The organism is Pseudochrobactrum sp. XF203 (genome assembly GCF_020341615.1).
Classification (GTDB): Bacteria; Pseudomonadota; Alphaproteobacteria; order Rhizobiales; family Rhizobiaceae; genus Pseudochrobactrum; species Pseudochrobactrum saccharolyticum.
On the sequence record NZ_CP084393.1, the window covers coordinates 188,578 to 204,240 of the forward strand.

Below are 15,663 nucleotides of genomic sequence, written 5' to 3' on the forward strand. Positions count from 1 at the left end.
CATTTGATATAATTATGTATTTTATTGCAAATATTTGCAAAATGAACGTTAAAGAAAACCGCCACACTCCTGCACTTAGCAATGCCTGTAGCTAATTAATTTTCCCGCACTGATACGATGACATAATCCTCATATATCTCAACATTGATCAATGGTGTTCCATTGAGAATTGCTTTTTCTGTGCCATCATAAAATTTACCTTTGGCGGCCATGCGTTCGAAACGGGCACGGTTTTCTTTGGATGAGAATGTGTAATCAGCTTCATCTTCCTGATCGCGCTTATCATAGACATGAAAGTTTGCACGATCCTGCCGGATAATCGCCGCAGCAGATGTAAGGCGCTTTCCCGCTGAATTGAAATGATCTTCTGCACTTAACCGCGCATAATAAGATTCAAGTGGTTTTTCTGCTCCATGGGCTGAAATAGCAGATGCCAGCAATATACCTGTAACAATAATTCCCCGCATATAATCCTCTTGATTGGTTGCTCGGTGCTATTTCCGCAGTGACTATGTAATGGGCTGCCACTCCCTGAAACACTTATTTGGCTGAAGCAATCAAAACTGCGGCTTTCTCAGAAAGATAGCAGCCTCTGCCCCGCAAATATATGAGGGCTTTGCAGGTCATGTCGCGATCACCTGTATTCCCGATGAATGTATTGAAGGTATCGTTGAACTCTATGACGATGTTTTCAGTACGCCATGCTGATCGGTAATCAACGCGTGAAATAGCCGAATATGGTTTCTGACGAAGGCGGAATAACCGATACTCTATCTTGTCAGGATGGAGCGTCAGTACGGGTTTCATGTTGTTGCTTCCCCATGCAAACCACGGAAGCGCTTTCCAGCCACCAAATGATGCTTTGAGAGGGATGTTCAGGGAGGTTTGCATACTGATCTGTGATGGCCTTGATTGAGGGGTTATTGTGCAGCTGAGGCCATATGATAGGCAACCAAAGCATTTGCGTGGCCATGGCCAAGTCCGTGTTCGGATTTGAGTATAGCTACCATCTCCATATGTTTTTTGCCTTTTATCCCGCTTAAAATCTCTAACCAATGACTGACTGGTTTTCCGTATGTTTTCTCAATGGACGGAAAGTATGAAGCAGGGCCTTTTACATTCTTATCTGTGGTCATGGTGTACCCTTTATAAGAGCAAATATTATTGTTGCGAGACTGCTCATTTCATTGATCTTCACGATTTTCCTGATGGTGAAAATCGGTTGCTAAATCGTAATATTGCGGAATGATATTTGTCTATCGAAACATTGGTCTGGAATTGAGTGCGGAGATTCATATGCCAAAAAACTTAAAGTCAGAGGCAGATCAAAAATATCATTTTTCCGAGCAGGCGATCCATTATCTCGGGAAACCGTTAGAGTCCCTTACCGAAAAAGAAATGCGAATTTTTAAGCGTTTGGTTGATCGTCAGACTATTGCGCGTAACGTGAATGTCGCATTCGATGATAAATTAACAATCGGGCAGCGGCTCGCCGATAAAGTAGCCAAGTTTGGTGGTTCGTGGACGTTCATTTTTATCTTTGCTGTTCTGCTTGCTTCATGGGTAGGCATTAACTCGCTTGCTGCGATCCGGGCATTTGATCCTTATCCGTATATATTTTTGAATCTCATACTATCTATGCTGGCTGCGGTTCAGGCACCTGTGATTATGATGAGCCAAAACAGACAGGCCGCAAAAGATCGTATGGATGCAGGTCATGATTATGAAATCAATTTGAAAGCTGAAATCGAGATATTAGCTTTGCACGATAAGCTGGACAAGGTTATCTCAACTGAACTGAGTGCGCTGATCGAAAAGCAACAGCAACAGATTGATCTGTTATCGAAATTGGTGTTGGGGCAAAAGCCATAGAATTCTAACCAATTCATAGCGTTGACGAAGAGGAGAAGCAGGCTGCTCGCTGAAGCATTATCACTTTTCCCGACGACAGCGGCCTTTTCTGTTCTTTGGTGATTTTTTATTGAGCCTCTAACGGCGCGCTTCCGTTGCCATACGTATGGCAAGGCCTGCGAGTACCGTACCCATCAGCCATCTTTGTATAACCAGCCATGTCGGACGGCTGGCAAGGAAGGCTGCGATTGAACCGGCAGCGATAGCGATCATCGCATTGACAGTCACGCTGATGATGATTTGCGTAAAGCCGAGGGCTAAGGATTGAACAAGCACACTGCCATGATCGGGGCTTATGAATTGTGGCAGGAGCGACAGATACATGACTGCGATTTTGGGATTGAGCAGGTTCGTCAGAAATCCCATCATAAAAAGCTTACGGGGGCTATCCTTTGGCAAATCCTTCACTTGAAACGGCGATCTGCCTCCCGGTTTTACCGCCTGCCACGCTAAATAGAGCAGATAGAGCGCGCCTCCGAAACGCAGCGCGTCATAGGCGTAGGGCACAGCCATAACAATCGCTGTAATGCCGAGCGCAGCGCAGAGCATGTAGAACACAAAGCCGAGGGCAACACCGCCGAGTGAGATCAGCCCTGCCGTGCGGCCTTGGCAGATCGACCGTGAAATGAGGTAAACCATATTTGGTCCGGGCGTGAGCACCATGCCGAGTGCGATAAGCGCAAAAGCAAGCAGACTACTTATTTCGGGCACCGGGACACTCCTCTGCTTCTTCCTTATTCCCACAGCAGGGAATGACAGAATTTCAGGAACTTCAATGAATGATTTTAAAATGTTTCATTGCGTATGAGAGTCAATACAGATTCGAGCGCCTGAGGTTGCTTATGAACTGGGCGGAAACCAATGTGCAGGGAATGATGTATGAGCTTGCTTGCACGGATTATGCACGAATCTTTGCGCTTAGTTCCGTGCGTTCATGCAGAATTGAAAAAAAGCGCCCGAATAAGGCGCTTTACATATACTTGATTTGTTAGGGAAAACTGGTGCTGCGAGAGAGGATTGAACTCTCGACCTCTCCATTACCAATGGAATTTCTCTCTTTTGATAAGGCGCTGAATTTACATTGAAATAGAAGCTTGAAAAATCGCCTTGCACGGATAATGCACTACGCTGCCTTGGTGGCGTGTGATTTTTTGCTCCAGCTAATAAGCCGTCCCTCCCATTTAATCGGGTCTGAATACCAGATAAATTCGCTCCATCCAGCAGCGAGCTTGATGCTGTTTACCGCTTCAATCAAAGGCTGTTGCGGCACTGTTGTGTAAAGCCTGCTCATATCGTCGGCAACGTGACCAAGTATCTGATCTTTGATGTATGGGTGCACACCATTGATCACAAGCTGAGTGCTAAAACTATGTCGAGCTGTATAAGGTGAAATATCCTTGATGCCGGTTCGCTTGCGCGCTCCGGTAATTGCCGTCGCCAGCTGGCCGCCGTACTCTTCGGTCAGCGGGTATGGTTCGCGCTTATGAGTTAAAAACATCTGACCGGTACGCACTTTCAGAGCAGTGAAAAGTGGTACAAGATAATCGTGGATTGGTACGCCGCGCTTCTCTCCGATTTTGCTGCTTTGAACAACAAGCCATCGGTTGCTGATGTCCACGTCTTTGCTTTGGAGTGCGAATAACTCAATAGGGCGCATGCCGGTCAAAAACAGAGTTGTCATGACCATTGCAGGTGCTGGTGACATACCGGCAATAAATGACATAGCGTGATCATATGATACTGGATGAGAGCCAGAGCGATATTTCTTATTGAGGATAGCTGTGCCTTTTGCTTTCTTCGGTCGTGACCATTGACGAGGTTCTGCCCACTGGTTTCGAACAGCATGGTTCCACACAGCAATGAACGGTGCGTAGCACTGGCGAACCAAGGTTTCAGGCAGGCAGCCCGGATAGAGCTTTCGTGCGGCTTCATCCAGATCGCGCTGAGTGATCGTGTGGAGCAGTTTATTGCGAAAGTGAACGGCAAGTCCGACTGGCTTTTGTGTTTTCTTCCTGATTTCAAATATGAACCGGTCAGACCCGCCAGAACTCACAAAGGATTCTGCAGCTTCCTGAAAAGTTACTACGGCCTTCTTTCCGTAAACACTTTCATTTAATAGGCGAACCTCCGCTTGGACGCGAATTGCTTCCGCTGCTTGCTCATCGCTCGTTCCTGTAGATTCATAAACGCTTTGTCCTCGCACTGTACCGCGGATGATCCAGTTTCCTTTGTCTCCGCGCCTGAATTTGATGAGGGGCATCGCATTGAATCCCATATTGCCAGAAGGTCACTATCACTAAACAAAAGGTCGCGGCCATTAACGGAGCAGAGGCCGCTTTTACGCGCCACCTTTGCAACTGACCGGCTGTTCATTCTCAAATATTCTGCAGCTTCATTCAGCGTATAAACACGGCCGAGTGGGCCAGATGTGTTTAACATTCATTCCCTCCTTCCGGTGCGAGTGGTGAGGCTTTGAAAACTTGGCGCTTCAATTCGCGGATTTTACGCCTTAACCGGATGATATTTGTTTCAGCGGTTGCAATTTTGGATTGCTCTTGTTTTTCTTCAGCCTTCAATAGCCCTATCTGAACAATCAGCTCATCTCTTGTCATACGACTGTCCCTCCAATAGCTGGATCTGATAATGATTGTGCTATAGGATTCTTATTTTTGAGGTTCTTCCGGTGTCTGAAAGCCGATATGATATGAAACAAGATGTGAACGGCACTTGGGCTATTATTGATAGAGCTACTGGTTTCATAACTATGGTCGATGGATCTTTGCAGGTTGGCCTTGATAGGGATGCTGCTGACGATATGGTTGATTTGCTTAATAAGCTTGATCGGGAACTGATGGGCAGCAGTAAACATTAAACTATCTGTCATTGCATGCGCTCCTGTGGCTGGATTGGCTCGAATAGTGAGCGACGCTTCTGAACGATTTTTGTGAGTGGCGGCTTTGGTTGTTTCTTGCCGGAAAGCTTTGATGACGGGCGCTTTGCGCCGATATGCTTCCCGCGAACGCTTGCAACTTTTGCTTTCTCTGCTACGTCCTGCCTTGTCTTTTTAATGTGGCAGTGAGAGTGAGCAGGGGCTAAGTTGCTTTCACGGTTATCGCCACCGTTAATCAGTGCAATTCGGTGATCTGCATCCCATGTTTCAAACGGGACTTTGATCGGAATATTGCAGCAGTGGCAGATACCATTTGCACGATCAAAAACCCTTTGGCTCACGCGTGGCGGGATTTTCGTGTCGTCAGTCTTGCCGATCCATTCTTTGACTGTACGGGCCATCAGCGCCCCCAATCCAGAGAGCCATTGCGGTAAGGAATGCCGCGTTCAATGGCGACGATTACAGCTGTGGTTCTGAGCAGTTCACGCTCAAGGTGGCTGTATCGCTTCTTGTCTTTCTTGGCTTTGGCTATAGTGGCCTTGAGAGTTTCAGCGGTGGCGCGAAGCTCTGGCAATGGATCGTCCTGATAGCCAAGAAGCTTGCGCAGTTTTGAAATGAGGAACTGAATAATCATGCTGCCTCCATAAGGTAGCCTTGGCGTCGTGTGTCGGTGAGGGGGATATGATGATCGGCGCACCACGCCAGCGCGTATTCGAGCAAAGAGGCGGCGCGTTTAACTGACATGCGGGCGGTGCTTTCGCGGATGTTTACGAATTCACCTTCAAGCCCCGGCACAAATTCGACTTCGCCCTGCGTTGCTTTTGTGTGACCGGAAACGAGCAGAACTTTCCATTCTTCCGGTTTTCGCGGTTTGCCAGCCCACTCAAAGCCAGACTTCGCAATGTCAGAACAAATTGAATGAAAGAAATCATTCTGGCCTCCGCTTCTGGTTGGTGGTGCAAAGGTTGCTGTGTGACCGTCAGGCAGAGCCATGAGCGCTCTGATTGCATTCTGGCGAACCTGCGGATTTACAATGGTGTAACGCTGCTTTTCCATGAGGTACCTCAGAACGGAATATTTGGATCATCAAAGCCACTTCCATGCCCACCTGACTGCTGCGCATAGGACTGTTCGGACTGGCGAGATGGGTTCTGTTGGCTGGACTGATGTGTTTCGCGCTGATCTTGTGGAATAAACGCACTGATCAGGATGCTTTCTCTGCCGTCCTGACCTGAGACGCCGGCAGGGTTGAATGTCTTTTTGAGCATGATGAAATAGCTTTGATCTTCATCATTTTGCATGAGTGCGCCGACACTTTCCCACCGAGCTTTTTCCTGCCCTGAATTGCGATCAGTGTAGGAACCGACTTTGACAGCGAGATCGCGAATTTTCTTAGCCATTATGCTTGTTCTCCGAATGCCTGAGCGTAAGTTTCAAATTCATTGGCAAGTGCATCCATCCAAGCGCGTGGCCAGCGTTCACCGGTTGCTCGGCTGCGATAATGTTGCTTGATGGCTTCAAGCCTGACGAGTGACTGGCAATCAGCCATATCGGCGCGAACGTCTTTGATAAGGCGGCTCCATGCATCGTCACCGTTCGCGTCGGCGCGTTTTAGTGCGGCACTGGATTTGCTCGGTGCGGTGGGACGCTGATCATGATTGACGATTTCACCGGTTGCTGATCCATCATCATCTTCACCGCCGACGCGGATATTGAGCAGGGCACAGGCTGCGTAACGCTTGCCATAGCTGACTGAGGAGCCAACCGCCTGCACAGCGTTCTTGCTGCCGCTCTTATCCGTTGGCAGTTTTAGGTCTGTGCTGTCGTCATGGCCTTCTTCATGGTGAAGAATGGCTGTAACGGTAATGGCGTCCTGTTCGACTTTGGTTTTGAATGACAAAGCAAAGCCATGCTTGGCAAGCACCGGCTGGATGCCGCCCTGAATATCCTCCCAAAGACCATAAGCGCCGTTGTTGCTTTTGCCGTTCTTCTCAATAGCTGGCAGATCGGGCTGCATACGGGCAAAGGCCGCATTGAAGGCTGCTTTTGCATTGCGCTCGATAACGCGCTCCTGCATCTGCAACAGACGCTCCATCTTGTCGATATCGACATTCGGGTTCATGGCCGCGCGTTCAATCACCTGAATGATGGCAGCGACTTCGCTCTGCTGAACCGGCTGGAGTTCTGTTGTCTGTTCGATAATTGCGGGTGCGGCGCTCATGAAAATGCTCCGATATAAGTGAGTAAAACAGCCACAAAGATTGACATTGAGGCGAGGGAGCAGAGGTCTTGGATAAAGCCGTTCATGCCGCCCTCAGTTCAGGTGCGTTGATTTTTTCGACTTTGTAGCCAAGCGCCTCCGCAAGGCGTTCGAAATGCTCGGCAACGTGTGAGCCAGCCATTGGCCAGTCCTGAGTTGCGCCGGACAGCCGGAACGCATGAGCCATTGCGGCATCTTGAGAAATATTGGCTGCAAGAGTGGAAACGCGGTAATAATTGACCATCACGCAGCCCTCGGAAAACGGACTTCTTCATCTTCAATGAGGCGTGTCAGGAGGTCATCGTCGCGCTCTGCCTTGTCCGCGATCATATGAACGAGAAACTGCGATGCGCTTTCACCTTTGGACAGGTTTTCACCGTCCAGATAGACCGCGTTTACTTCAAGAACCGGCTCGCCGTTATCCCAGATCAGGGACACATCGACTTCACATTCAAAATCCTGAAACAGTGTAATGCCGAGAGCTTTATCGCTCAGATCAGTGCAAAACGGGTATCGCATGTTTCTCTCCATCGTTTAGCGGATCGGCGGTTGCTTCTTCGCGCTGTTGATGGATACAGTATGCATAATGCAAACTATGCAGTCAATATAAAAGTATGCAAAATGAGAATTAAATGTATGAATGCATACTACGATGTATGCTTTTTACCCCAACCATGCTAGAATCAGGGCAGCAAAAAGCCCGCACGAGGCGGGCGACCATAATTAGTAGTTAATGATGATTAGGGGATGCGCATTAACCATGTTACTCTGTCCTTGCCCTCTCTGCGGAATACTCCCAAAAGAGGGCGGGAGGATACTAAAGTGAATAAATCCACACAGAGGAATGTAATCGACAAAGCAGATATTTCGATTATTAATAATGCGCTTTCAGAAATCTGCGCCGCCACATTCATTGAATTAAAAAGTGAAGAAGGGCAGGCAATAGCGAATTCCGTTGTTCGCGAATACATGGTCGGCCATCATGATCCGAAAGAGCTGGTAGATTTGATGCTTAGGCGAATTAATATGGCCGATAAGTTAAAACGAAAACATGAGCGGATTATAGAGCACTAGATCAAACGCAAATTCTGAGCGCCGGAAAACTGGCGCTTTCTGCATATTCAACTAATGCAAATTTTATCAAATTATTTCTTCTCGCTACTCGCGAATTTTCTCGTCATAGAGTTATGTACCGCATACGTCTTGAAAGCTGGTCGCTTCTCTATAATTCGTTAGAAAATTCTAACGCAATGGGAGGGAAATATGTCAATCGCAGCAAGCAAAAACAGCTCGGTCAAGAGGGATATGAGGTTAATTAATCTTGCGGTATCTCATGTTTGCTCAGTGACCGATATCAATCTGAGTAGCAGGAAAGGCCTTGCTTTACAGAAGGAGGCCTTACATCAGTATTCAATGGGGCATAATTCTCAAATGGATCTGGTTGATGCGCTACTTATTTGCGTTCTTAAGGAAAAGCTACGGGGGGAAAAAAATGCAAAACGCAATCGTAAGGCGGAGTTATTAGCACTTAAGCGCAAAAGAAAAGCGCCTGAGTGACCGGCGCTGTAAAATATATAATGGTTCATCACGCTGCAATACGATAGCTATCAGATGGACTATCTGCAGAGATCACCTGATTGACTGAGGACGATAATATTTGTCGCATGGCAGCATCTGTGGCTTTGTAATTTTCTAAAACAATTACAGTTTTGGGAGCGCTATCCATAATTGTTATGTCGCCCATTTTAAGGTGGGCTGCAGCAATAGCATTAAAAGATGGAGATACGTATTCATATGCAGCGATTACATGGCTGTTTTCGATATAAGCTCCATCGACTTTCCATTCTTTTGTTGCACCCAAGATACCTACGTCAAACGAGGCTTTTTTGCCAAAAGCTTCGATCATTTTTTGCTCAAATAGCTGCCTTGAAGGCTTAATGCGAATCAGATCCGCGGAAAATATTGTCTTTTCAATTGATTGAGATGAAGCATTTGCAATCAACATAACCGCAAATGGTAGATTTAACGTAGGAATTTTGTTTAGAAAAAACGCGTGGTTGTCGTATTCAATTCCTGAGCGTCTTGCAGTTGCTCCAGCGACTTTAAAAAATATATCTTTGATACCCATTGTTTCAGCGAGGCAAGCGGCATAACCATCATCTGACACAAGATAGTTATTATTTATTTCGTCAATTCTAACGACAACCGATGTGCCGTTTGGGTATAAGACCCCTGTACTAATAAAGGCTGATTTGCCTGAGATTTTTGCAAACGACAGCTGTTTTGCAACGCTATGTGCAATCTTCTCAAGATTATGATTTAAAATGTTAGCTGTGGAGACCATGGCGGTGTAGGTATCCCTTTAACGTCTGGGCATTTCCAAATCTCGGAACATAATTCAAGGTACTCCGAAAAAGATGATATTGCACGAGGTAAAGGCGTCGCAACGCCTTTGTCTGACTGGTCGAATGCCCCTATACCTAATGGCTTGTTTAAATCATATGGATGCCAGCGATCAAAGTATTGTTGCAATCCATATGGGGATGGAGCTGTCGCAGAGTTAACATGGGGACGCAATGGCCTCCATTCAATTGGGTTAACTCTGAGGGAGCGCTTCATGCGTGGTGGGCGCACTTCAATCTGGCCATAAACATCTACTTCCCATGTTTCTTTAGGAGTTGTAATCCTTATGGAAACACCACCCCCAAGAATGCCATTTAACTGAATTGCCGTAACATAACGTAGCTTTCCAGAGGATCGGTCTGTGTATTCATCCCACTTTGAGAAGTCATCAAAGGTTTTTTCAGACTTATTCACTGTGTCCAAGAAGTTAAATATTTGGTCAATTTGATGTGAGTTCATTTCCCCCGCCGCAACAATTATCGTTTTTACATGAGTAGCCGATTCCTATCCGATCATCCACAACTCTAAATATGATCACTTGTTTCCCCAATTCCCCACGTCACCACATCTAGCGCATCCTTAACCATCCGTTAAAAATCTGTTCGCTTGCGTAAAGTTGTTCTTGCTATGTTCACTCCACATGGTCAAGATAAAGCTGAATCAGTCGCTGGGAGTTTGCGTAATGGCTGAACTGTTTGTGGTGCAGAGTTTTAATCAGGCTAAAGGCTGCTACTCGCCTGATGCTCCTATTCAAGTGCAGGACGCTTCACAAGCACGTCGTCTGGCAGAAAGGCTGTCATTATACAAAGCGGCTGTAATTGCCTTTGTCAGAGTGGCCGACATCAATACGGGCGATTACTCTGTTCCAAGGCTTTTGGTTGCAATTGGTGAGCTGCCGGAGGAGATTTTAGAGCTGGAGAGGGCGGATTAGCGCCCGCTGTATTTGCCAACGACACGGTGACAGTAAGGGAACGATGCGCGGTATTCGGTGAAATCCTTTGCAGGATTGTATTGCCTAAGCTTCCACTCGAAGTCATTAAAGCCAACCAAACGCTTAATGATGCATTCTGCTTCGTTGGCCGGTGGAACATGAAATAAAATCACGTCTTTTCCACGAGCTGGCGGCAAGTGAGGGTGAACAAGTGCCATATCCCCTTGCTCATAAGCTGGCTCCATGCTGTCGCCAACAATATAGACGCCATAAGCATCTTTGACGTTTTCAAGAATGGCTGGCCGCTTCACATAGTCGATTGCATCAAAGGTGATAATTGTGTGCCCATCGCCACCCATTGCTGCAGCGTAGATAGGGAAATCACGATTGCCGACCAGTTCTTTGCCTGGGATTATCGTTGGCGTGAAGCCTTCGACGCGCTCAGCAGTTTGTTCTTTTTGCGGGGCAGCTGGGAGGTCTTCGTGCTCCCCAGAAGGGCCGCGACCTTCGCCGGTAAGTAGCCAGCCTTCGCCGACACGAAAAGCCGCTGCATATCGGTCGGCGACACGCGACAGACCTCGTTGCCCGCTCTCGTGCTGAGAGTAGCTGACATAATTCCAGCCGAAATATTCGCATGCTGCTTTGGCTGTCTTAAAGCCTCGCGCAACACGTGCCTCTTCAAGTCGCTTGGCAGGAGCAGGTCGGTCATCTTGAGTCATGCTTGCAATATGCACATTATTAGTATGCATTTCGACTTGACTATAAAGTTTGCGTTATGCATACTTTGCGCATGGAACACGTTCATATTGACCTTGCCGCCATTCGGCGTTCTCTGAAATTAACTCAGCCACAGCTTGCAGAAATGGCGGGCGTTAACCTGTCTACTGTGTGGCGATGGGAGAATGAAGGCGTACCTAAAAGAGGTGCTGCCAAGGCGTTTATCGATCGTTTGATCGCAGACACTGTAAAAAGTTCCAAGAAAAAGGATCGCGCAGCATGAGCCACGCGACCCCATCATTCAGTTTCATATCACCGGTCACTCCTCCCGCCGGTGAGGCCGAGACGGCTCTTTGCCCCCGCTTGATCGTCTCGGCCATCAATTCCCGTCCTTTGGCGGTGTATCTGCGCATGTCTGTTTTTATTCAGTATGCGCAGCGCAATCTTTCCCACTGGCTCCATGCACTGGTTGCTCCTGTCTCGTTTGTCCGTCGCAAGGTCAAACGTAACGGAGAGGTTTTGCAATGTCCGACAAAGGTTTTGAAAGATCTGACAAAATGAGTGTGGATTACATCAGTCATGCCCGTGGGATGTCTGAGTACATCCTGAACCGGTCATATCGCGGGGCGGGCGACACGGTTGAAGCCGCAATGCACCGCGCCGAGCGTCGATTTGGTGTGCCTGCAACATGGCTGCATCGTCTGAGATACCGAAACATCAAAGATATGCCTGTGTCCGCATACGGGGCGATTGTTCGCGCCTATGAACTCGCATGTCAGGCATCAGAAAAAGCATATGAAACAGAGAGGGAATTGGCACATGCCCGTAATTCGAAACTTATCGGGCTCTCTGATCTTGTTGCTGGGAAGGAAGCTCCACGAGTTGACGCAGAAATTCCGGCACTTTTGGACGCGTCTGACGAAGCGAACAAAGCAGCAGAATAACAGACATCTGGAAATCAATAAGAGGCGGCAGGAATGAAACAGGAATTGAAAATACCTCATCATGCAAAACCAGTTCTTTCTCGCCTTCGTCAGGGGGGGGCACTTGTCCGACAATCCTCTACGTCAGAGGAGGCAACGATGAAAGGTAATGGCTTCATCTACTTCACACACCCTGACGGCAAGAAAGTTGGGTTTTCGTCTGCGCTTTGGCTCATCGCTAATCACATGGTTTTGCCCTCCGGTGACGACCTATTCGGCGGCACTCAAACCTATCGGGTGCCGCATGTCGGCCACTCTTAATCTGCGCACTATGCGCACAATTGCCGAGGGACAAGTCAATTCCCTCAAAGATTTCATATCGCTTCACCGGATCAATAAAACGCGCGGTGAGGCTTGGTTCATTCAGCAGGAAGAGATTTTACAGCATCGCCGTCAGGTTGTGACGTTGATTGATGCCGAAATCTCCCGCCGTCAAGAGCGCGAAAGTGAGGCAGCATGAAGCCAGTACTTATGTCAGTCACAACAGATGAACTTATCCTCTGGCAGGCTTATGTCGATGCCAAGGCCAAGGCTGATAGCACAGGCGCATTTTTAGATGCGATTGAGGCTAAACGCTGCCTGAAAGCTTTCTACTGCTATGAATGCCCAATCATTCAGAAAAACTTGGGTGCGATATGACCATTGCACTCAACCAAGCTGATTTTGTTATTGAAATTGAACAAGAGGTTCTTGGTTCGCTGATGCTTGGTGGCTTTAGCCGTGTAGCATCTATGCTGGAAGCCAGACACTTCATTGAACCTGTACACCAGCATATCTATCAGGCGATAGCTTCGGCACATGAGCGCTTTAATTCTGCTCGTCCTGATATTCTGGTCAAGCTGTTACCTCAAACTGTAGCAGAAACGCACGAGCAGTCTACAGGGCAGGGTATATCGCATTATCTGGCGCGCCTTGCCACTTCGTCAGTGCTTGGCTCTGCCAATATCGAGAAGAGCGCCAAGCAGGTTATTGAGCAATCAGCACGGCTGGCACTGGCAGATCAGGCCGAAAGCCTGAGTGCAGCTGCACGTGATCCGAACTCCAATCCCGCTGAGCTTGTCACTAAGGCTGGCGTGATTTTTGATGATATCGTTTCTGATTTGCGCCGCGGCTCTAAACGCAAGTCTCAGGTGTCTGTATCTCACGCCGCATCTAACGCAATCATTGCTGCTGAAATAGCTATGGCGACCGGCACAGGTATTACCGGCCTGTCGTGGGGATTGTCAGACATCAATCATGTAACCGGCGGTATTCATAAGCGCGATCTGACGCTGATTGGTGCGCGTCCATCAATGGGTAAAACTTCCGTTGCAATGTCTGTTGGCTGCAAACTTGCCAAGCAGGGTCATGGCGTTGGCTTTATTTCCCTCGAAATGGATGCTGAGAAGCTGGCGGCCAGAGCCGTGTCGGATCTGGCCTATGACGATAATATTCGTATTCCTTATCAGGATTTAGTCACAGGTCGATTGTCTCAGCCAGACCTCTATGCATTGAAGCGCGTTCAGAAAGAAATGGACGGCCTGCCGTTGCTCATTGAAGAGCAGTCCGGGCTTTCTATTTCGGATATCCGCGTCAAACTTGAAGTGATGCTGGAAGCCTCTGAAAAGGCCGGTCATACTCTTGATTGCCTGATGATTGACCATCTTGGGCTGATCCGCGCCAGTAATCGCTATTCCGGCAACCGCACAAATGAAATTGCAGAAATGACCGGTGCGCTCAAATCTATGGCGCGTGAGTACGATATTTCTGTTGTGCTTCTCTCCCAGTTAAACCGTGCTGTGGACCAACAAGCCGATAAACGCCCTCAGCTGTCTGCTCTGCGTGATAGCGGAGCCATCGAGCAAGATGCCGACACAATCATCTTTCTTTACCGCGAGGCTTACTACCTTGAGCGTGAAAAGCACGATGATATGGATAAGGAAATTGCCCGTCAGGACAGGCTGGCAGAAGTCAAAAACAAGCTTGAATTCCACATTGCAAAGCAGCGCAACGGACCGGTCACACAGGTTGATCTGTTCATTGATGTCGCTTGTTCTGCTGTCAGAAACGCAGCGAGGTATGAAGCATGAATGGCCTCCCATATTACAAGGCATATCCACGTGACTTTATCGAGGGCACCATAGGAATGGACTTCGAAACAAAGGCTGCTTATCGGCTCGTCCTTGATCTGATTTACATGCAGGGCGGCAATCTCCCTGATGATGCACGTTACATTTCCGGTCTGCTTGGATGCACTGTTCGGAAGTGGAATTCATTGCGCGGATCGCTTGTTGCTATGGGCAAAATTATCGTGAGCGGCGAGTTTCTGACAAATGAACGCGCAATTATCGAGCTCGAAACTCTGAGAAAACTTCAAGATAAACAAGCTGAAAATCGTTCTCGTTCTAATAAAATCAAAGACTTAAAATCACCACGGTTCGACCAATCAGAACCAGAACCAAAAGAAGCTAAAGCTTCTAACGCGCATGTGCGCGAGGCTGCTGCTGATCTTTCTCAAAAGCAAAATCTCGACCTCAGAGATTTAACGAAAAAGCTGACGGAAGCGGTGGACGGTAAAATCCAACCGCACGGTTCACTGGTTGTCGGAACTATCTTGGAGCTGATCAACAATGGCGTTGATCTGGAAGCGGATATTCTACCGACAATCCGCGCTGTTGCGTCCCGAATGTCTAAACCAGCCAATTCATGGGCATATTTCGTCGGTGCGATCCGTGATGCTTACAACAACCGTATCAAAGCCGGTGAAGGGCTGGCGAAGCCTGCGACCGTGACAAAGATTGATGTTTTCGCACTGCCGCAGGCAGAGCAGGAGCGCAAACTCGAGTTTTTTCTTGAGCAAGCAAGGCTGCATCGCCGCTGGAACCCTCTGCTTGGCGCTCTTCCATGGCAGGATGGTTGCCGCATTCCTGAGCATCTTCTCAAGCCGAACGATGGCAAGGGCTGGCAGATCATCGGAGTGGCGGCATGACGGCACTCGATATGTTCCGCATGGGGAAAGATACGCTGGAAATCGCGGCAGCTATGGGCAGGCCAGAGGCTGAAATTGAACAACTGATCCACCTTGAGCGAACCGCGCAGATCAATAATTTCAAACGCATGAGGCAGGCAGGGAAATGAAAACAGAAGTGGATTTTGGATGTCGCGGCTCCAGTGTTGAAGATGTGAGCATCTATCGCGGAATGAATCCTAAATTCGTTCAGCGGGTATGGAAAAAGCGTCGATCTAAACAGCGTGAACATAAAACGCAGACGCATAACAGCACCATCCCTGACGTTTTAATATCAGCTGAGTTGCTTGTTTCCTTGCAGTTCGAGACATTTGAGGAATTGCGGATGATGGCCGCTGATCTGTTCAATGTCCCAAAGGAAACTTTGGATGAGAAAAACAGAACTGTTCGTGTTGTTCGAGCTAAACATGCTGCCATTTGCGCAGCAAAAATCCATTGGCCAGACATTTCGCTATCTGCCCTTGGGCGAGAGTTTTTCGTGGATCACACAAGTGCGCTCCACGCGCTGCGGAAATACGGAATTTATACCAGTCAATCACAAACGAAATCAGCAGCATAAGG

At 48.0% G+C, this 15,663-nt stretch carries 31 protein-coding genes; 15 read left to right on the forward strand and 16 right to left on the reverse strand.

The window, feature by feature from the left end; translation table 11 throughout:
- Nucleotides 1–95: 95 nt before the first annotated feature.
- From LDL70_RS16705 to LDL70_RS16715, 3 genes are all read right to left on the reverse strand, one after another.
- A complete protein-coding gene (locus LDL70_RS16705) occupies nucleotides 96–467 on the reverse strand; it encodes a hypothetical protein (protein ID WP_225689142.1) in 372 nt (123 codons plus the stop codon).
- 73 nt (nucleotides 468–540) lie between these two features.
- Complete coding sequence (locus LDL70_RS16710; protein ID WP_225689144.1) at nucleotides 541–891, reverse strand: hypothetical protein; 351 nt, start codon at nucleotides 889–891, stop codon at nucleotides 541–543.
- A 29-nt stretch (nucleotides 892–920) separates the two neighbouring features.
- Nucleotides 921–1,136, reverse strand: a complete 216-nt coding sequence (locus LDL70_RS16715; protein WP_225689146.1) for a DUF4287 domain-containing protein — start codon at nucleotides 1,134–1,136, stop codon at nucleotides 921–923.
- A gap of 160 nt (nucleotides 1,137–1,296) precedes the next feature.
- Between LDL70_RS16715 and LDL70_RS16720 the strand changes: the two genes are divergently transcribed.
- The gene (locus LDL70_RS16720) at nucleotides 1,297–1,872 is read left to right on the forward strand and encodes a DUF1003 domain-containing protein (protein WP_225689148.1); all 576 of its coding nucleotides are present in this window, start codon (nucleotides 1,297–1,299) and stop codon (nucleotides 1,870–1,872) included.
- Between the two features lie 117 nt (nucleotides 1,873–1,989).
- On the opposite strand, the gene LDL70_RS16725 is transcribed toward LDL70_RS16720, so the two are convergent.
- The 3 genes from LDL70_RS16725 to LDL70_RS16735 form a co-directional block, all read right to left on the reverse strand.
- The gene (locus LDL70_RS16725) at nucleotides 1,990–2,622 is read right to left on the reverse strand and encodes a LysE family translocator (RefSeq protein ID WP_075656896.1); all 633 of its coding nucleotides are present in this window, start codon (nucleotides 2,620–2,622) and stop codon (nucleotides 1,990–1,992) included.
- A 412-nt stretch (nucleotides 2,623–3,034) separates the two neighbouring features.
- Nucleotides 3,035–4,186 (reverse strand): tyrosine-type recombinase/integrase, encoded by a 1,152-nt coding sequence (locus tag LDL70_RS16730; RefSeq protein ID WP_225689150.1) that lies wholly within the window; start codon nucleotides 4,184–4,186, stop codon nucleotides 3,035–3,037.
- Between the two features lie 157 nt (nucleotides 4,187–4,343).
- Nucleotides 4,344–4,523: a hypothetical protein gene (locus LDL70_RS16735; protein ID WP_225689152.1), complete on the reverse strand. Its 180-nt coding sequence runs from the start codon at nucleotides 4,521–4,523 to the stop codon at nucleotides 4,344–4,346.
- Between the two features lie 92 nt (nucleotides 4,524–4,615).
- On the opposite strand from LDL70_RS16735, the gene LDL70_RS16740 reads away from it, so the two are divergent.
- Nucleotides 4,616–4,783, forward strand: coding sequence for a hypothetical protein (locus tag LDL70_RS16740; RefSeq protein WP_225689154.1), 168 nt, complete (start codon nucleotides 4,616–4,618; stop codon nucleotides 4,781–4,783).
- Between the two features lie 8 nt (nucleotides 4,784–4,791).
- On the opposite strand, the gene LDL70_RS16745 is transcribed toward LDL70_RS16740, so the two are convergent.
- From LDL70_RS16745 to LDL70_RS16775, 7 genes are all read right to left on the reverse strand, one after another.
- Nucleotides 4,792–5,202 (reverse strand): HNH endonuclease, encoded by a 411-nt coding sequence (locus LDL70_RS16745; RefSeq protein ID WP_225689156.1) that lies wholly within the window; start codon nucleotides 5,200–5,202, stop codon nucleotides 4,792–4,794.
- The gene (locus tag LDL70_RS16750) at nucleotides 5,202–5,435 is read right to left on the reverse strand and encodes a hypothetical protein (protein ID WP_225689158.1); all 234 of its coding nucleotides are present in this window, start codon (nucleotides 5,433–5,435) and stop codon (nucleotides 5,202–5,204) included. The genes LDL70_RS16745 and LDL70_RS16750 overlap by 1 nt, the downstream gene beginning before the upstream one ends.
- Nucleotides 5,432–5,857 carry a recombination protein NinB gene (locus LDL70_RS16755; protein ID WP_151157913.1) on the reverse strand — a complete coding sequence of 142 codons (426 nt, stop codon included), beginning with the start codon at nucleotides 5,855–5,857 and terminating at the stop codon, nucleotides 5,432–5,434. The genes LDL70_RS16750 and LDL70_RS16755 overlap by 4 nt, the downstream gene beginning before the upstream one ends.
- Nucleotides 5,858–5,865: 8 nt before the next feature.
- Entirely contained in the window at nucleotides 5,866–6,201 is a 336-nt protein-coding gene (locus LDL70_RS16760) for a hypothetical protein (protein WP_225689160.1), read from the reverse strand.
- Nucleotides 6,201–7,022 (reverse strand): ERF family protein, encoded by an 822-nt coding sequence (locus tag LDL70_RS16765; RefSeq protein WP_225689162.1) that lies wholly within the window; start codon nucleotides 7,020–7,022, stop codon nucleotides 6,201–6,203. The genes LDL70_RS16760 and LDL70_RS16765 overlap by 1 nt, the downstream gene beginning before the upstream one ends.
- An 82-nt stretch (nucleotides 7,023–7,104) precedes the next feature.
- Entirely contained in the window at nucleotides 7,105–7,305 is a 201-nt protein-coding gene (locus LDL70_RS16770; protein WP_225689164.1) for a hypothetical protein, read from the reverse strand.
- Nucleotides 7,305–7,580, reverse strand: a complete 276-nt coding sequence (locus tag LDL70_RS16775) for a hypothetical protein (RefSeq protein ID WP_225689166.1) — start codon at nucleotides 7,578–7,580, stop codon at nucleotides 7,305–7,307. The genes LDL70_RS16770 and LDL70_RS16775 overlap by 1 nt, the downstream gene beginning before the upstream one ends.
- 303 nt (nucleotides 7,581–7,883) lie before the next feature.
- Between LDL70_RS16775 and LDL70_RS16780 the strand changes: the two genes are divergently transcribed.
- Complete coding sequence (locus LDL70_RS16780; RefSeq protein WP_225689168.1) at nucleotides 7,884–8,135, forward strand: hypothetical protein; 252 nt, start codon at nucleotides 7,884–7,886, stop codon at nucleotides 8,133–8,135.
- Nucleotides 8,136–8,324: 189 nt separating this feature from the next.
- Entirely contained in the window at nucleotides 8,325–8,618 is a 294-nt protein-coding gene (locus LDL70_RS16785) for a hypothetical protein (RefSeq protein ID WP_225689170.1), read from the forward strand.
- Between the two features lie 28 nt (nucleotides 8,619–8,646).
- Here LDL70_RS16785 and LDL70_RS16790 read toward each other — a convergent pair whose 3' ends face one another.
- Both LDL70_RS16790 and LDL70_RS16795 read right to left on the reverse strand, forming a co-directional pair.
- A complete protein-coding gene (locus tag LDL70_RS16790) occupies nucleotides 8,647–9,405 on the reverse strand; it encodes a hypothetical protein (protein ID WP_225689172.1) in 759 nt (252 codons plus the stop codon).
- Nucleotides 9,381–9,923: a hypothetical protein gene (locus LDL70_RS16795; protein ID WP_225689174.1), complete on the reverse strand. Its 543-nt coding sequence runs from the start codon at nucleotides 9,921–9,923 to the stop codon at nucleotides 9,381–9,383. The genes LDL70_RS16790 and LDL70_RS16795 overlap by 25 nt, the downstream gene beginning before the upstream one ends.
- Before the next feature lie 223 nt (nucleotides 9,924–10,146).
- Here LDL70_RS16795 and LDL70_RS16800 point away from each other — a divergent pair, with 223 nt between their 5' ends.
- Nucleotides 10,147–10,395, forward strand: a complete 249-nt coding sequence (locus LDL70_RS16800; RefSeq protein WP_225689176.1) for a hypothetical protein — start codon at nucleotides 10,147–10,149, stop codon at nucleotides 10,393–10,395.
- Here the strand turns inward: LDL70_RS16800 and LDL70_RS16805 are convergent.
- Entirely contained in the window at nucleotides 10,392–11,144 is a 753-nt protein-coding gene (locus tag LDL70_RS16805; RefSeq protein WP_225689178.1) for a S24 family peptidase, read from the reverse strand. The two genes, LDL70_RS16800 and LDL70_RS16805, sit on opposite strands and share 4 nt — an antisense overlap.
- A 26-nt stretch (nucleotides 11,145–11,170) precedes the next feature.
- Between LDL70_RS16805 and LDL70_RS16810 the strand changes: the two genes are divergently transcribed.
- From LDL70_RS16810 to LDL70_RS16855, 10 genes are read left to right on the forward strand one after another with little or no spacing between them, the layout of a single operon-like run.
- Nucleotides 11,171–11,395 carry a DNA-binding transcriptional regulator gene (locus tag LDL70_RS16810; protein ID WP_225689180.1) on the forward strand — a complete coding sequence of 75 codons (225 nt, stop codon included), beginning with the start codon at nucleotides 11,171–11,173 and terminating at the stop codon, nucleotides 11,393–11,395.
- Nucleotides 11,392–11,673 (forward strand): hypothetical protein, encoded by a 282-nt coding sequence (locus tag LDL70_RS16815; RefSeq protein WP_225689182.1) that lies wholly within the window; start codon nucleotides 11,392–11,394, stop codon nucleotides 11,671–11,673. Before LDL70_RS16810 ends, LDL70_RS16815 begins: the two co-directional genes overlap by 4 nt.
- A complete protein-coding gene (locus tag LDL70_RS16820) occupies nucleotides 11,637–12,056 on the forward strand; it encodes a hypothetical protein (protein WP_225689184.1) in 420 nt (139 codons plus the stop codon). The genes LDL70_RS16815 and LDL70_RS16820 overlap by 37 nt, the downstream gene beginning before the upstream one ends.
- A 33-nt stretch (nucleotides 12,057–12,089) precedes the next feature.
- On the forward strand, nucleotides 12,090–12,356 hold the full coding sequence (locus LDL70_RS16825; RefSeq protein WP_225689186.1) for a hypothetical protein: 267 nt from the start codon (nucleotides 12,090–12,092) through the stop codon (nucleotides 12,354–12,356).
- The gene (locus LDL70_RS16830) at nucleotides 12,340–12,555 is read left to right on the forward strand and encodes a hypothetical protein (protein WP_225689188.1); all 216 of its coding nucleotides are present in this window, start codon (nucleotides 12,340–12,342) and stop codon (nucleotides 12,553–12,555) included. The genes LDL70_RS16825 and LDL70_RS16830 overlap by 17 nt, the downstream gene beginning before the upstream one ends.
- Nucleotides 12,552–12,734, forward strand: a complete 183-nt coding sequence (locus LDL70_RS16835) for a hypothetical protein (protein ID WP_139316334.1) — start codon at nucleotides 12,552–12,554, stop codon at nucleotides 12,732–12,734. The genes LDL70_RS16830 and LDL70_RS16835 overlap by 4 nt, the downstream gene beginning before the upstream one ends.
- Nucleotides 12,731–14,164, forward strand: coding sequence for a DnaB-like helicase C-terminal domain-containing protein (locus LDL70_RS16840; RefSeq protein ID WP_225689190.1), 1,434 nt, complete (start codon nucleotides 12,731–12,733; stop codon nucleotides 14,162–14,164). Before LDL70_RS16835 ends, LDL70_RS16840 begins: the two co-directional genes overlap by 4 nt.
- Nucleotides 14,161–15,063 (forward strand): DUF1376 domain-containing protein, encoded by a 903-nt coding sequence (locus tag LDL70_RS16845; protein ID WP_225689192.1) that lies wholly within the window; start codon nucleotides 14,161–14,163, stop codon nucleotides 15,061–15,063. Before LDL70_RS16840 ends, LDL70_RS16845 begins: the two co-directional genes overlap by 4 nt.
- Nucleotides 15,060–15,212 carry a hypothetical protein gene (locus LDL70_RS16850; RefSeq protein WP_175576070.1) on the forward strand — a complete coding sequence of 51 codons (153 nt, stop codon included), beginning with the start codon at nucleotides 15,060–15,062 and terminating at the stop codon, nucleotides 15,210–15,212. Before LDL70_RS16845 ends, LDL70_RS16850 begins: the two co-directional genes overlap by 4 nt.
- Nucleotides 15,209–15,661, forward strand: coding sequence for a helix-turn-helix domain-containing protein (locus LDL70_RS16855; RefSeq protein WP_225689194.1), 453 nt, complete (start codon nucleotides 15,209–15,211; stop codon nucleotides 15,659–15,661). The genes LDL70_RS16850 and LDL70_RS16855 overlap by 4 nt, the downstream gene beginning before the upstream one ends.
- Nucleotides 15,662–15,663: the final 2 nt, after the last annotated feature.

What these genes read in the sequence shown, in the direction of transcription:
- LDL70_RS16705 (WP_225689142.1), bottom strand. Translation starts at nt 467, where the DNA reads ATGCGGGGAATTATTGTTACAGGTATATTGCTGGCATCTGCTATTTCA.
- LDL70_RS16710 (WP_225689144.1), bottom strand. Translation starts at nt 891, where the DNA reads ATGCAAACCTCCCTGAACATCCCTCTCAAAGCATCATTTGGTGGCTGG.
- LDL70_RS16715 (WP_225689146.1), bottom strand. Translation starts at nt 1,136, where the DNA reads ATGACCACAGATAAGAATGTAAAAGGCCCTGCTTCATACTTTCCGTCC.
- LDL70_RS16720 (WP_225689148.1), top strand. Translation starts at nt 1,297, where the DNA reads ATGCCAAAAAACTTAAAGTCAGAGGCAGATCAAAAATATCATTTTTCC.
- LDL70_RS16730 (WP_225689150.1), bottom strand. Translation starts at nt 4,186, where the DNA reads ATGGGATTCAATGCGATGCCCCTCATCAAATTCAGGCGCGGAGACAAA.
- LDL70_RS16735 (WP_225689152.1), bottom strand. Translation starts at nt 4,523, where the DNA reads ATGACAAGAGATGAGCTGATTGTTCAGATAGGGCTATTGAAGGCTGAA.
- LDL70_RS16740 (WP_225689154.1), top strand. Translation starts at nt 4,616, where the DNA reads ATGAAACAAGATGTGAACGGCACTTGGGCTATTATTGATAGAGCTACT.
- LDL70_RS16745 (WP_225689156.1), bottom strand. Translation starts at nt 5,202, where the DNA reads ATGGCCCGTACAGTCAAAGAATGGATCGGCAAGACTGACGACACGAAA.
- LDL70_RS16750 (WP_225689158.1), bottom strand. Translation starts at nt 5,435, where the DNA reads ATGATTATTCAGTTCCTCATTTCAAAACTGCGCAAGCTTCTTGGCTAT.
- LDL70_RS16755 (WP_151157913.1), bottom strand. Translation starts at nt 5,857, where the DNA reads ATGGAAAAGCAGCGTTACACCATTGTAAATCCGCAGGTTCGCCAGAAT.
- LDL70_RS16760 (WP_225689160.1), bottom strand. Translation starts at nt 6,201, where the DNA reads ATGGCTAAGAAAATTCGCGATCTCGCTGTCAAAGTCGGTTCCTACACT.
- LDL70_RS16765 (WP_225689162.1), bottom strand. Translation starts at nt 7,022, where the DNA reads ATGAGCGCCGCACCCGCAATTATCGAACAGACAACAGAACTCCAGCCG.
- LDL70_RS16770 (WP_225689164.1), bottom strand. Translation starts at nt 7,305, where the DNA reads ATGGTCAATTATTACCGCGTTTCCACTCTTGCAGCCAATATTTCTCAA.
- LDL70_RS16775 (WP_225689166.1), bottom strand. Translation starts at nt 7,580, where the DNA reads ATGCGATACCCGTTTTGCACTGATCTGAGCGATAAAGCTCTCGGCATT.
- LDL70_RS16785 (WP_225689170.1), top strand. Translation starts at nt 8,325, where the DNA reads ATGTCAATCGCAGCAAGCAAAAACAGCTCGGTCAAGAGGGATATGAGG.
- LDL70_RS16790 (WP_225689172.1), bottom strand. Translation starts at nt 9,405, where the DNA reads ATGGTCTCCACAGCTAACATTTTAAATCATAATCTTGAGAAGATTGCA.
- LDL70_RS16795 (WP_225689174.1), bottom strand. Translation starts at nt 9,923, where the DNA reads ATGAACTCACATCAAATTGACCAAATATTTAACTTCTTGGACACAGTG.
- LDL70_RS16800 (WP_225689176.1), top strand. Translation starts at nt 10,147, where the DNA reads ATGGCTGAACTGTTTGTGGTGCAGAGTTTTAATCAGGCTAAAGGCTGC.
- LDL70_RS16805 (WP_225689178.1), bottom strand. Translation starts at nt 11,144, where the DNA reads ATGCATACTAATAATGTGCATATTGCAAGCATGACTCAAGATGACCGA.
- LDL70_RS16810 (WP_225689180.1), top strand. Translation starts at nt 11,171, where the DNA reads ATGCATACTTTGCGCATGGAACACGTTCATATTGACCTTGCCGCCATT.
- LDL70_RS16815 (WP_225689182.1), top strand. Translation starts at nt 11,392, where the DNA reads ATGAGCCACGCGACCCCATCATTCAGTTTCATATCACCGGTCACTCCT.
- LDL70_RS16820 (WP_225689184.1), top strand. Translation starts at nt 11,637, where the DNA reads ATGTCCGACAAAGGTTTTGAAAGATCTGACAAAATGAGTGTGGATTAC.
- LDL70_RS16825 (WP_225689186.1), top strand. Translation starts at nt 12,090, where the DNA reads ATGAAACAGGAATTGAAAATACCTCATCATGCAAAACCAGTTCTTTCT.
- LDL70_RS16830 (WP_225689188.1), top strand. Translation starts at nt 12,340, where the DNA reads ATGTCGGCCACTCTTAATCTGCGCACTATGCGCACAATTGCCGAGGGA.
- LDL70_RS16835 (WP_139316334.1), top strand. Translation starts at nt 12,552, where the DNA reads ATGAAGCCAGTACTTATGTCAGTCACAACAGATGAACTTATCCTCTGG.
- LDL70_RS16840 (WP_225689190.1), top strand. Translation starts at nt 12,731, where the DNA reads ATGACCATTGCACTCAACCAAGCTGATTTTGTTATTGAAATTGAACAA.
- LDL70_RS16845 (WP_225689192.1), top strand. Translation starts at nt 14,161, where the DNA reads ATGAATGGCCTCCCATATTACAAGGCATATCCACGTGACTTTATCGAG.
- LDL70_RS16850 (WP_175576070.1), top strand. Translation starts at nt 15,060, where the DNA reads ATGACGGCACTCGATATGTTCCGCATGGGGAAAGATACGCTGGAAATC.
- LDL70_RS16855 (WP_225689194.1), top strand. Translation starts at nt 15,209, where the DNA reads ATGAAAACAGAAGTGGATTTTGGATGTCGCGGCTCCAGTGTTGAAGAT.